The sequence below is a fragment of the Flagellimonas sp. genome (genome assembly GCF_965601775.1).
GTDB lineage: Bacteria > Bacteroidota > Bacteroidia > Flavobacteriales > Flavobacteriaceae > Flagellimonas.
The window spans coordinates 2352554-2366220 of sequence record NZ_OZ271837.1; the positions used below are offsets into that span (position 1 = coordinate 2352554).

At 39.5% G+C, this 13667-nt stretch carries 10 protein-coding genes; 6 read left to right on the top strand and 4 right to left on the bottom strand.

Translation table 11 applies throughout. From position 1 onward, the window contains the following. Window positions 1-12 precede the first annotated feature (12 nt). Window positions 13-1335 carry a 2TM domain-containing protein gene (locus ACSLUF_RS10825; RefSeq protein ID WP_435622799.1) on the bottom strand — a complete coding sequence of 441 codons (1323 nt, stop codon included), beginning with the start codon at window positions 1333-1335 and terminating at the stop codon, window positions 13-15. Window positions 1336-1338: 3 nt separating this feature from the next. Next, window positions 1339-1959, bottom strand: coding sequence for a hypothetical protein (locus tag ACSLUF_RS10830; protein WP_435622800.1), 621 nt, complete (start codon window positions 1957-1959; stop codon window positions 1339-1341). Between the two features lie 434 nt (window positions 1960-2393). On the opposite strand from ACSLUF_RS10830, the gene ACSLUF_RS10835 reads away from it, so the two are divergent. The 3 genes from ACSLUF_RS10835 to ACSLUF_RS10845 all read left to right on the top strand — a co-directional run bounded on the left by ACSLUF_RS10835 (window position 2394) and on the right by ACSLUF_RS10845 (window position 4761). Continuing rightward, the gene (locus ACSLUF_RS10835; protein WP_435622801.1) at window positions 2394-3158 is read left to right on the top strand and encodes a hypothetical protein; all 765 of its coding nucleotides are present in this window, start codon (window positions 2394-2396) and stop codon (window positions 3156-3158) included. 114 nt (window positions 3159-3272) lie between these two features. Then, a complete protein-coding gene (locus tag ACSLUF_RS10840; RefSeq protein WP_435622802.1) occupies window positions 3273-4031 on the top strand; it encodes a DUF6090 family protein in 759 nt (252 codons plus the stop codon). Between the two features lie 118 nt (window positions 4032-4149). Beyond that, the gene (locus ACSLUF_RS10845) at window positions 4150-4761 is read left to right on the top strand and encodes an FMN-binding negative transcriptional regulator (RefSeq protein WP_435622803.1); all 612 of its coding nucleotides are present in this window, start codon (window positions 4150-4152) and stop codon (window positions 4759-4761) included. Window positions 4762-4765: 4 nt separating this feature from the next. Here ACSLUF_RS10845 and ACSLUF_RS10850 read toward each other — a convergent pair whose 3' ends face one another. Continuing rightward, window positions 4766-6514 (bottom strand): PorP/SprF family type IX secretion system membrane protein, encoded by a 1749-nt coding sequence (locus ACSLUF_RS10850; protein ID WP_435622804.1) that lies wholly within the window; start codon window positions 6512-6514, stop codon window positions 4766-4768. 308 nt (window positions 6515-6822) lie between these two features. Between ACSLUF_RS10850 and ACSLUF_RS10855 the strand changes: the two genes are divergently transcribed. Continuing rightward, a complete protein-coding gene (locus ACSLUF_RS10855) occupies window positions 6823-7299 on the top strand; it encodes a GNAT family N-acetyltransferase (protein ID WP_435622805.1) in 477 nt (158 codons plus the stop codon). Window positions 7300-7308: 9 nt separating this feature from the next. Here the strand turns inward: ACSLUF_RS10855 and ACSLUF_RS10860 are convergent, their stop codons facing one another. Beyond that, on the bottom strand, window positions 7309-9471 hold the full coding sequence (locus ACSLUF_RS10860) for a TonB-dependent receptor (protein WP_435622806.1): 2163 nt from the start codon (window positions 9469-9471) through the stop codon (window positions 7309-7311). 211 nt (window positions 9472-9682) lie between these two features. On the opposite strand from ACSLUF_RS10860, the gene ACSLUF_RS10865 reads away from it, so the two are divergent. Both ACSLUF_RS10865 and ACSLUF_RS10870 read left to right on the top strand, forming a co-directional pair. Further along, a complete protein-coding gene (locus ACSLUF_RS10865; protein WP_435622807.1) occupies window positions 9683-10108 on the top strand; it encodes a DUF2141 domain-containing protein in 426 nt (141 codons plus the stop codon). A gap of 146 nt (window positions 10109-10254) precedes the next feature. Then, window positions 10255-13650 carry a tetratricopeptide repeat protein gene (locus tag ACSLUF_RS10870; RefSeq protein ID WP_435622808.1) on the top strand — a complete coding sequence of 1132 codons (3396 nt, stop codon included), beginning with the start codon at window positions 10255-10257 and terminating at the stop codon, window positions 13648-13650. Window positions 13651-13667 lie beyond the last annotated feature (17 nt).

The window sequence follows — 13667 nt, forward strand, 5'->3', positions numbered from 1 at the left end:
TAAGACTCATGCTCAAAAATCATCTTTTTCCATGAGCTCCTTAATCTTTTTCTCTTCCCAACGTTTGCCCCAGAGCGGGTTATAGCCATAGGCTTCCATGCCATGGGCAATTACTCCAAATCCCCAACCTACTGTCGGAAATATGGCCCAAAGGAAACTAGTTGTTCTAAAGTTCAGCCACCATAGAAAAGGAATTACTAAACAATAAGATATGAGGTTACCATAAAACCCTTTAAGAGTCTCTACGCGTTCTTTGGCCTTTAAATAGCGTTTCTCCTCAATATACTCCTCCTGTTTTGGCATTACTGAAATTTGTTTGGTAAGCATAGGAAGGGATACGCTAAAATCGGAATGGGTCTTATTGATCACCATATCCTTATCGGTTAGAATGGCATAACGCTGCTGTATATTTTGCAAACCTACACCACTGCTCTTTTTAACTACTTGTTTTTCTTGAAGATTATTGGTTACCACAAGCTCTCCATTATTTTCCGAAACCCTTATATGTAAAGGTCTTGACGAGGTAACTACATTATGCTTCACAGCGTTTTCAAGTAGTAGTTGCAGCGACAAAGGGACAATTTTAGCCTCTGGATTGGTGGCTTTTTCTGGAATATCAAAAACAATACTGTCTTCAAATCGCATTTTGAGAAGACTCACATAGGTGCGAGCAAAATCCAATTCTTCGTTTACCGTGACCAAATCTTTGTTTTTCTGCTCCAATACGTAACGATATACCTTTGAAAGGGAGGTAGTAAACTTCTGGGCTTGCCTAGGGTCTTCATCAATAAGACTGGTCAGTACATTGAGGCTGTTGAATAAAAAATGGGGGTCCAGCTGATTTTTAAGGGCATCAAAGCGTGCTGAGGCAGTACCCGCAATGATTTTTTGCTTTTTAACTTCCTTTTTCTGAAGTGCACGATAAAAGTAAAATGCGTGAATAAATAAGGTGGCTATGACGGTAATTACCAATGCCACAATGTAGGAATCAAAGGTCTCCGTTTCGAAGAACTCCCCAATGCCTAAACCGGTATAATAAAAACGAATGAGATATCGCAACAACCCAAAAGTCAAAACAGTAAGGACGAAGGAACCTATAGCTCCAAACCACAATCGTTTTTGAGGCATTGTTTCCCAGCTTAAACGTATGTCTAGCCCATCATAGTAATACGAGTTGACAACGGTAAGGCCAAAAGAGAAAATAAAACTAATGACCGTATCCCGGATAATGCTTTCCAAAGAATAATCGCCATCTCCAAAGACAAAAATGCTTAGGATGGCGACTACCAAAGTGATAATCAAAGAAAATCGTAAAACCCTTAGAAACTTCCTCATGGATTATGACTTACACTGCTCCAAAATTTGTTTTGCTTCATTTTCGCCCCATCTCGGATAAAAAGGGATATCAGATTTAAAGGTAGCAAAAAGTTCCAAGGACTTCTCTACGTCCTTACAGTAAGGAGCTGTATCCTTCCCGAAATAACGCGCGGCTCCCATATCCCAACTTGCCTTGGAATACACCACACGGGGATTCTCTGGAGCCAATTCCATAGCCTTTTGATACAATTGCACATTCTTACCGGATAAGGTCATTCCGTAGGTGGCTCCATCAAAAGCGATCCATGCTGTATTAATCATTGCTTCCTGTACTAACAATTCGGGATTGTTAGGAGATATTGCCTTAGCCAAATCCAAAAACTCCTTTGCTTTTTCCAACTGCTGGGTCAATTTTTCTTTGTCCTGTTCCCCAAAGGAGATAATGGTGTTGATTTGAGCTACGTAATAATGAGGAAGCCAATTGTCTTGTTCTGCCATGGCAATTCGCTCAAAGAGATTGGAGGCCTGGGTAGTTTTCTGTTCCTTCCATAAGGAAAAGGCCTTTTCCATTCCTTTGGTATACTGATTTTGAGCCTGCGCCCATCCAACAAATAACAATGCTACGATAACTGTTTTTTTCATTTTTAGATTGATTTTAGTTCGTGTTTCTTATTTAATTGATGATTGTTCGTTTTCTGATTGATGGGTCAAATATCCAATCACCAAGGAAAATCCGGTAAAAGGAAATACCGAATTGTGCAAAAAGCAGGATGAATTGTAAAGGGTTTTGTAAGAAACACCTTAAACAAAAACCCTTTTTATTAACATTTTGCCCACTTACCCTATGTTTAAACCATTCATTTACAGATTTTTACTATATTTAATCAATCAACCCACCCCCTTTTTTCTCCCCCTATTCATCATCATTAAAATATGTTGGTTAAGGATTTATGTGGACTGTTATAGTTTGAAGTACCGCTAAGGTCGGTATGGAAAATAGCAACAGATTTACCCTGAAAAGGGAAACGTCCAATTGGCAAGAATCCACTTTAGTAAACCCTTTAAACCAATATATTATGAAAAGAGTTTTTTTATTTGCTTTACTGGTCCCATTTCTTTTACAATCGCAGGAGGCTCCCGACGGGCCTGTATTTATGAATGTCATGATGACCGCCCATCCAGCCAAAATTGCAGAATTTGAAGCAGGTATGGCTGCGCATAACCAGAAGTACCATTCGGATCAAGGCAAACAAATCAGTGTGTTTTGGATTGCCAGCGGAAAAAATTCAGGTAAATACATATGGAGTTTGGGGCCCACTTCATGGGCGGCAATGGATGAAGCCAACAATCCGGATAAAGACCATGCCGCAGATTGGAACGCCAATGTAGCCCCTTACGCTCTGGCGGAAATGGAAACTACCTTCTGGAAAAACAACCTAAAGTATTCCAATTTCACTCAGGATTTTGACCTTAAAAATCTTGCCATTTTTATGCTTGACATGAAACGATTTAAGCAACAGGAATTTATGGGAATGCTTGATAAAGTGCATGCTGTTTTCAAAGCCAAAGACCCTGAGCATCAATGGGGGGTTTATTTTAATGAACTACCCAATAATGATGGACAAGACATGGTTTGGGTGGATTTCTTCGATAAATCGGCCTGGATGGGAGAACCTAACAAATTCCCACAATGGTATGAAGAGGTGCACGGTGAAGGTACTTTTCCGGCTTTTCTAAAAGAATTTGAGGAATCTACAAATAGTGACTCACAGGAAATTTGGATGTTTCGCGGAGACCTAAGCAGTGCTGATGGAAAAATTGTTGTTGCAGATAGGCAATAAAGCGACCGCAAACCATATAGAATAGCCCAGAAATAATCTGGGCTTTTTTATTTGATAAAATCTATCCTTACTTTAGGGTATCCGTTGATGGATGTTTTATATATCCGAAGTTAGATGCTAAAATTTTTCCGTAAAATCCGAAAAGACCTTTTAGCTAAAAATAGGTTCTCTAAATACCTTCTTTATGCCCTTGGAGAAATCATTTTGGTAGTTTTAGGGATTCTAATCGCTTTGCAGATAAATAATTGGAATGAGAGAAGGAAGACTGTTGATAAACAAGAAAAATTATTGGTCTCTTTGTTATCCGATGCACAAACCACCCAAAAACGATTGACCCAAAGTCAAGAAATCGCGGAATCCATCAATACCGATTTATTGCATTTTCTTGACATGATACGCAATCAGGAGCTATCCGTTCCAATAGATACCTTGAAAACCTATACGAGTATGGTGTTTCAAGTGGCTAATTTTAAACCGGCATTATCCGCATATGAAACGGCCTTGTCAACAGGTGATATCGGCCTTGTGAAAAATGATGAGCTTTTGGATGCTTATATTCAGTTCAAGGACAATTATGAATGGTTTGAACTGCACCAAAAAATATCTGGGGATATGGTTTATCTGGGGAACGTTTGGGAATTCAGAAAAAAATTGGGGAGTACACGCATATTCATGAATGGTATGGGTTTTTATCCTACTTCATTTGAACTTTCAAATGAAGACTTTTATCAATTATTGCAGGAAAAAGAAACCTTTGCCACTTTTGAAAGTATGCAATGGCTAATCCGCAATCAATATGATGCATTATTACGTGCCGACGATGCCAATCAAAAAATCTTGAAGTACATAAAAAATATGTTGAACGAAGAGTAAAGCAATTTTGCTCTATCTCCTTTCCTTTAATTCAGCTTTGGTTTTCCTTGTAAGAGGAAGAATGAAGTATCATCTTTGTCTGTATATTTAAACTTCAGGCACTTTTAGAACTACATCCATGTATATTCCACATTACTATAAAAACGAAAATGTAGAAGAAATCAAGGAATTCCTTGCTCAGCATAGTTTTGGCATCCTTATCAACCAGTTGGATGGTAAACCTTGGGCCACACATACTCCGCTTGAGTTGGATAAAGATTCCGAAGGAAATGACATTCTTGTAGGGCATATCGCCAAAGCCAATCCCCAATGGCGAGCTTTTGACCCCGAATCCAAAGTTCTATGCATCTTCAATGGGCCACATGCCTATATATCTTCTTCTTGGTATCAAGAGGAAGAAGTACCTACTTGGAATTATATTGCGGTTCATATTTATGGAACGCTGAAAGTCTTAAGTGAAGAAGAAACCATGAGTTTTCTGTATAAGTTGGTGGATAAATACGAAAAGGACTCCGATAACCCAATTTCCCTACATGACATGTCTCCCCAAACGCTAAGGCAAGTTAAAGGAGTGGTAGGATTTACCATTAAAATTGAAGAAATACAGGCAGCTTATAAGCTATCCCAAACCCGTTCCCAAGATCATGATAGAATTCTTGAAGAGCTCCAGAATCGAAAAGATGCAGGAAGTCAACTCATTGCCAAGAACATGAAGGAATCCAATTCTTGATTTATTATTCGTTATCCATCCATTGGTTTTTGGCCCAATTGGAATAACGTGGATTGTCCACGTGCATAATCCAAATATCTTCGGTGTATTTACCGTTCATTTTGGAGCGATACGCCTCATAGGCCAGTTCATTTTCCTGATATTTGGCCAGATACACATAGTTCAAGCCATTTTCTGGATTCTTGAAGTATTTTGCATTCAAACCTTCGTCTTTCAGTTTTTGCAAAAACCTTTTTAAATAAACCTCGTTCTTAAATACATTGGCAACGATATAGTGTCCTTTTCCAACCCCATCCAGGTTTATGAACTTTTCAATTGGTTTATAAGCACCCCCAGTGAATGACCCTTTTGGAGCCTTTTTGGGTTGCTTACTTTCTGCCAAACTGGATTTGGTATATGCTTTCTTTAGGGAATCGATATCAGCAGTTTTTGCCAGATAAAGATTTTTGGCTGCTTCTTCAACCTTAGGATGCTCATTTCCGGTTTGTTGTTTTACCATGCGCATCACCAATTCAAATCTCTGTTCAAATTCCTTTTGTCTATTTTGCTCCAAGGAATCCAATCTGAATATCAATTCATTAATAACCGCATAATTATCTGCCTGCTGTTCTTGAAGTTTCTTCACTTGCTCTTCCCAATACGCCAAATCCTCCAGATTGGTTGGGCGTAATTTGGTTTTGGCATTCAACTTGTTTTTGGAAACTTTCTTTTTGGGCTTTTCGTCTCCGACGAAAGTTCCTTGGACCACCTTTTGGCTATCCTCCTCGTTGGAAACAAGCGTACTTTGTGAATTGACTGGAATAAATGAAAAGGCAATGGAAACCTCATGGGTAACTCCCAAGTTGCTCAGATTGTCATTAATATTTTTTTCGAAATTATAGCCAAAGGATAATCTTCTATTCAGGTTGAATCCTGTTCCGGCGGAAAGCCCGTAAAACTGGTCGTACCCTCCTTGCAACCATCCTAATTTGGGAAGGTCCAAAATCAAACCTCCACCAAAAATGGGGTCATTACTCCCTTCAAAACGGGCACGGGCCAAAGGAAGTAAACGTCCTTCTTCAAAAATACCTGCACCATTTTGGAATTCATGGGCAAACTGAATATGACCGGAAAAAGTTTTTTCATTGAAAGCAGATAAAGATTCTCCAGTGCGGATGTCATAATCCAAAAGGTTTTGGGCAAAAACACCAAAATCAAACTTTCCTACAGACAAATTCAATCCAGGTTGGAATGAAATGATAGCACTTTCGGAAGCTTCGGTTAACACTGGGTCATCCTGTAAGGCAACGGCTCTATCCGCATCAAAACTACTTACGTAATATGGAATATTGACACCAAAGCTTAAATTACTTTTTTGTCCTAGTTGGACGCCGTGGGCATAATTGGCCATCACACCCAAATTGGTGATTACACCTTCTTGTTGGTTGTAAAGGCTTAATCCCAAGCCAATATTATCCTTGATACGACCGCTATAGCTTAAAAAATAGTTTTGTCGGTTATCATTGAAATCAGCACCTTGACTTCTATGAAATAAGTTCACATAGGACTTGTCTTCCCGAACCGTGGAAAAGGTAGGGTTAATCAAAAATCGATTGAATTTCAAAAGATTTTGAAAAGGGACGTCATAGCTCACATAGGGATTGGCTTCTTGGGCGTAGGATATAGGTCCAGTACCACATAAAGTGAAGACTACCAATCCATATAAAAGCAATCTGGCATTAAAAGATATATTAGGAGAGTAGTTTTCAACCATAGCCTTTCTTTTTTATGTAGGTTAAAAGGACCTGGGGGAGCAGGTATGTTGTGTCGTTGTTTTCTCATTCGTAAGTTTGGGACTTCTTCTAAGAGATTTTGGACTAATTTTATTGTAATACTATTTATTTTTTCGGTAAAAACCCAATTTTATCGATGAACCGCAATTAATTAACACTCTTGAAATTGACATTTTCCTAAAATTCATCATCAAGCATCTTGTTGTATTCAAAATCGTGTTCCAAAATAAACTGTCTTTGCCATTTAAACCTTTATTAAGAACTTTGAAACCATTACAAACTCCCTTTGATGTTTACTGAAGAGATTCAAATTGTACCCTTTGAAATGGAATACGCCTCGGCTTTTAGAAATCTAAATGTGGCTTGGATTTCAAAGTATTTCAAGATGGAACGCATGGATTATCTCGCTTTGGATAACCCTAAAGAATACATTTTGGACAAGGGTGGATACATTGCTATAGCGCTGAAAGGAAATACCGTTGTCGGCGTTTGTGCCCTAATCAAGATGAAGGACTCCAACTATGATTATGAATTGGCCAAAATGGGAGTATCCCCTGAGGAACAAGGTCAAGGTATTGGCTTTCTTTTGGGGAAGCATCTCTTAGAAAAAGCAAAAGAATTTGGGGCTTCTACAGTCTATCTGGAGAGTAACACCAAGCTGGCCCCAGCGCTTAAACTATACCGAAAACTGGGTTTTGTAGAAATCAAAGGTTACGTTTCCCCTTACGAGCGTTGTGATATTCAAATGGTGTATTCCACTGCATAGTTATTTCTATTACAGATTATCCAGTTGGTTACTTTTACCATCGGTACTAATGGTCCAGAAGAAACCGACGAATAAGAAACTGTCCGCAGCCGGAGTAAGGGCTCTTCTATCAAACACTCCATTCATATTTGGCGTGTTAGCATACTGGTAGTTATTGATATTCTGGAACCCCAACACGTTGTTTACGGAAATAAATAGAATTTTCTGTTGGTCTATAAGATAGGACCAGCTTAAACTGATGTTGTTGAAAGAACGGGTTTTTTCCGCTAGAAATTCCTCGGTATTTGGATTGTAATATGGCCTTCCTGAATTAAAGAAGTATGAAAGGCCAATCTGAGAGCGTAAATCATTCACCCAGTATTTGGTTACTACGGAAAGATTGTGAGTGGGAGCAAAATTAGGCGTGGCCCTATCCCGAAAATTTCGATAGTCCCTTTCCGTATCCAAGAAGGAATAGGAAACCCAATAATCCAAATTGTCTATGGTTTTGTTATCCCTCCAAAAGACATCCAGACCAGTTGCGTAACCCGAACCGGAGTTGGAGAATTCAGAATTGAACAGAGGCAATTCGGAGTCAAACTTTACCAAAGCGTCATAATCTTTGTAATAGGCCTCCGCCCTAAAGGTCTTTCCATTATTCAAATACTGATAATTGAAAATATAGTGGGATGTCTTTTCGCTTTCGAGCTGTGGATTGAAACGCAACACTTCATTCAGAGGGTTTTGATAGAAATCACCATAGGCTAGTGAAAATTGTCCTTTTTCACCCGTTTTATAGGCCAGTGAAACCCTAGGAGACAATGTATAAGAATCTATAACACTGCTCCGCTCCCCACGCAGCCCAAGCTTCATGGCTAACCGATTGCTAAAAAAGATATCGGTCTCCGCAAAACCTGCCCAAAGGCGGTCATTGAAATTATTATCTATTTCAAATCCGGCATTATCAGAAAAAGTTTCTTTATAATCCTTAAAAAAGAACTCCGTGCCGAAACTTACATTAAAACGGCTACTGAACCCTTTTTGTACTTTGAGTTTGAGATGGGATGCAGTTTCATTGGCATCCACTAAATTCTCTTGGAATCCAATATCATTTGTATCCCAAGATATGGCGGCGCCCGAAGTAAGGGTCCAATCGCTTTCAAAAAAATGCTTGTATGAGGTATTGAAGTACAGATTGCCATTGGTCAACCGAAATCGAACAAAATCATCAAAATTGATATCCTCCTGCTCTATGTCCAAATTGGCCCGGTTAAACCCGGTATACATCTTAAACTTGCTTTTGTCCCCTATATACCGGAAAACAGCTTCTCCCCCAATGGATTCATAAGGACTGTTCCAACGAATTCCCTGTGTGGAAGGAATCAATGCTTCATAGGGGGAAAGATTCACATAGGAAGTATTCAAACTCAAGGAGGTCTTGCCCCAAATTTTGGTGTGGCCTACTCCCCCACCCACAGACATTATGGAGATATCTGTTTTGTCCTGATCCGGTAAATCCGTAGTGTTCAATAGAATTACGCTGGACAAGGCTTGGCCATATTCTGCTGGATATCCCCCTGTGCTAAACGTAATCCCTTTAAACAAGAACGGGGAAAATCGTGCACGGGTTGGGATGTTATTTGGAGTGGCGTTAAATGGCTGAAACACCCGTAATCCATCTATAAAAACCTGGGTTTCATTAGCATCACCACCCCTAACAAAAAGTCGACCATCCTCGTTTACTGAAGTCGTGCCCGGTAAAGTTTGCAATGCCGCTACAAAATCTCCAACAGCACCTGCTGTGGTTACAATATCCAAAGGTTTTAAAGCTGATACTTTGGAATTATCACCCGCTTCAAAGGTTCCAGCGGTCAGGGTCACTCCAGTTAATGCATTAACCGCTTCCTTTAATTGAATGGTAAGTCCGTCGAGGTACGTGATATCCCCTACTTCATAATGTGGTTCGTAGCTTATCATGGAAATGACCAAGGTTTGGGTACCTTCTTCAAAAGTTTCAAAGCTAAAATTTCCATTTTCTGTTGTTGATGCACCATCATAGGTCCCCTCTAAATACACATTGGCACCCACAATAGGATTCTGTTTGGCATCGGTTACTTTTCCAGAGATTATTGCTTGCCCAATTACTAAATTTATATTTAAGAGAACCAAAAAAGGTAAGATAAAGTTTTTCATGGCTGTTCGTTATTTGATGAAACAAATTTGAAACACGCCTTTTGGGTTCTCCAATACGATTTACCGAGTTGTTGAAATACAATACTGAATTGAAAAGAAAAATTTCGATTACAATTCAGGCGTCAAATATTACAATTCGGTTAGTCTTGATTTGTATCCATTTGAAATGTGCGAATCTTTGGACCATCATTAACAACAAAAATTTGAAATCATGAAAACTGTAGCATTAGCCCTAGCCTTTTTACTTGTAAACTTCTTAAGCCAAGCCCAAGCTCAAAATGCGGATGGAGCCGACATCACCGTAACCATAGACAATGTCTTGAATGACAATGGTAAAGTCATGGTATCTCTTCACACCACGGATACTTTTATGAAAGGTCCTGGAGTCCAAAATCTTGAAAGTACCATTGAAAATGGAAAAGTCACTTTGACCTTTGAAAATGTAGCTCCAGGAACTTATGCCATTATGGCCCTGCATGATGAGAACGCAAATAACAGAATGGATTATCAGTCCAATGGAATGCCCAAAGAAAGCTATGGTATGTCCGGAAACGAAATGAGCTTTGGGCCTCCAAACTTCGTTGACGCCAAATTTGAAGTGGCAGCAGAAGACTTGGAGTTTAATATTCGATTCTAACTCAAAGTCTTTATCAGAACATATAAAAAAGCGTGCCTAGGGTACGCTTTTTTTGCGTTTTACAGTTTAAACCTTACATTTAAATTACTGTTTGTCAACCGCTTTAAACCAATCTCATCAAAACTTTGTTTCACATAGTTTTTCTTATGTGCCTTTTTTCCATTTCGATAAAAGGACAAACAGCTGCGATAGATAGTTTACAAAAACGTTTCAAAACCGCTTCGACCGACTCCTCAAGGGTCATGGTTCTAAAAGATATTTCTTGGCAATACCTCAATAACCGTTGGGATTCTGACCTAGCTAAAAAACATATTGATAGCTTTTATATCATCAGTGAAAGGGCTGATTTACCTTGGGGTAAATCTTTAGCTCAATACCAATATGCCGTTCTGGAAAGACAGCAAGGGAATTACCCTGAAGCCATAAAATACATTGATGCCTATCTGGAATTTGATCAAACCAAGAAAGAACCATTTTCAATGGCGAATGGTCTATACCAAAAAGCCTTGATACTGGATGACCTAGGGAATTTTGATAAAAGCTTGGAAATCTATTATACCATTCTCAAAATCTATGAAGAAAAAGATGACCCCTTTAGCATAGCCTTCACCTTAAATGCCATGGGTGAGATTGTCAAAAAGACTGGCAAAAAACTGGATGCCATGGAGTTCTACAATCGCGCATTAAGCATCTTTCGTGACCTTGGAGACAAGACAGAAATTGCCAACTGCCTTTATAACATTGGAGATACCCATATGCAGTTGGAGCAATATGATATGGCCCTACAACATTTTAATCAGGCCTTGGATTTAGATCGGGAGACAAATAGTGAATGGGGAATGGCCTACGATTTTGAAGCTTTGGGTAAGGTATACGGGTTTCAAAAAGATTATTCCAATGCTTTGATCTACCACAGTCAAGCTTTGAAATTAAGGGAGAAACTTGGCCTGAAGCGCGAACTGGCGATGAGCCATTCCGAAATTGGAAACATCAATCTTCAATTGAAGCAATTCGATAAGGCCAGACAAAGTCTCAATACAGCTGTTCAAATTACTGAGGAGATAGGTGCGAAATCCGAGCTAAAGGACAATTATAATAAACTCTCTCTCTTGTATGAACAGACCGGGGATTATAAAAAATCCTTGGAGTTCAAAAATAAGTTCATAGCCATAAAAGACAGTCTTTTCAATGTTTCCCGGTCAAAACAAATTGAGGAGCTTCAGGTGAGGTTTGATACGGAGAAAAAACAGAATGCCATAGCAGCTCTGGAAAAAGATGCTGAAATAACGGGGCTCAGGCTTGAGCAACAAAAAACTTTACGCAATATCATTATAGGAACAGCCATAGTTCTGCTGTTGTTCACCTATTTTGCCTTCAACAGGTATAAACACAATCAAAGGATAAAACTAGCGGAAGAGGAGAAGAAAAGAGAAATTGATGATGCCCAAAAAAGAACAGAAATTGAAAAACAACGGGTGGCCGAACTCCAAAAGGTTGATCAGCTTAAGGACGAGTTTCTCGCTAATACCTCCCATGAGCTTCGAACCCCATTGGTTGGTATTATTGGACTGACCGAATCCTTAAAAGACGGCATTGCCGGAGAACTTCCAAAAGCTGCTTTGGAGAACTTGGACATGATAGCCAACAGTGGAAAACGACTTTCGCACCTTGTAAATGATATTTTGGATTTTTCAAAATTGAAAAACAAGGATTTAGAATTGTCCATACGTCCAGTTGACATGCACGCCCTATCCACGATAGTTCTTCGACTTTCCCATCCTTTGATAGAAGACAAAAAATTAAAACTTATCAATTCTATCCCTAAAGAAGTGCCTTTGGTGGATGCCGATGAAAATCGGTTGCAGCAGATTATGCATAATCTCATAGGAAATGCCATAAAATTTACTCAAAAAGGCTATGTTACCGTACTTTCTGAGGTAAAAGACGATACCCTGCACTTTTCCGTCACGGATACGGGCATTGGGATTCCATCGGAGAAAATCGATACTATCTTCAATTCTTTTGAACAGGGTGACGGGTCAGTGCAACGTGAATTTGGCGGAACAGGTCTCGGACTTTCCGTCACCAAACAGTTGGTCGAGTTGCACGGAGGTGCCATTGAAGTAACTTCAGAAAAAGGAAAAGGTTCCATTTTTACCTTTACCCTTCCTCTCAGCGCTACAACTCGAAAAGATTATGAATCTAAGGGATTAGCCATGACGGACTTTGTTCAAAGCACATCATCCCATCAAATTAAATTGCCACCTCCTGGAGCTACCAAATTGAAAGGCAGTGAAGTGCCCAAAATTTTGATTGTGGATGATGAGCCCATTAACCGAAGGGTCCTAGAAAATCATTTGACCCTTGCCGGGTATGAAGTCACCGAAGTCAGTTCTGGAAAAGAAGCATTAAAAGAGTTGGATGGGGATACGCTCTACAATATGGTATTGTTGGATGTAATGATGCCAGAAATGTCAGGTTACGAAGTCTGCGAAAAAATCAGGGAAAAACAGATTGCCAGTGATTTACCGGTAATTCTTTTGACCGCAAAAAATACAGTCAATGAGTTGGTGACGGGTTTCAACGCTGGTGCCAACGATTATTTGACCAAACCCATCTCAAAAAATGAGCTGCTCAGTAGGATAAAAACACATATCAACCTAAACACCATCCATAGGGCCACATCCCGTTTTGTCCCATCGGAATTTGTAAAATCTGTAGGGAAGCAATCCATTACAGATGTTAAACTTGGGGACCATATTGAGAAGAATGTAACCGTTCTGTTTTCGGATATTCGGGATTATACCTCTTTGGCAGAAAGTATGACACCCGAACAAAACTTCAAATTTGTCAATGCGTATGTAGGACGAATGGGGCCTATAATCAAGGAAAATAATGGGTTTGTAAATCAGTATTTGGGAGATGGAATCATGGCCTTGTTTCCCCATAAATCGGAAAACGCGCTGGATGCTGCTATTGAAATGCAACGAACACTAGCCCTCTACAATAAAAGAAGGGTCAAGGAAAAAGGCTACATTCCCATTTCCGTTGGTATGGGATTGCATACAGGTCCCTTAATAATGGGTATTATTGGTGATGCTCAACGGAATGACCCTGCCGTAATTGCAGATACGGTCAACAGTGCCTCTCGTGTAGAAGGAATGACCAAACATTTCGGGGCCAAAATCATAATTAGCGAAAATACCTTGAAAGGTATAGGCGATACCAGCGGCTTTAATTTTAGGTATCTGGGTAAGGTAAAGGTGAAAGGCAAGGAAAAGGCTATTGGAATTTATGAGTGTATAGACGGGGATGGTGTAGAGATTTTGAGTCTCAAATTGGAAACCAAACCAGATTATGATAAGGGGGTTCAACTGTTTTTTGACCAAAACTTTGAAGATGCCCTTCAGCTATTTGAAAAGATTATGAGTATAAATCCAAAAGACACCATCGTCCAATATTTTGTTTCAAAGGCCAAAACCTATATTTCTGAGGGTCCTCCCCAGAATTGGCAGTCCACGATGGTGATGCATGAGAAATAGCATTTCTTTTTAGTTAT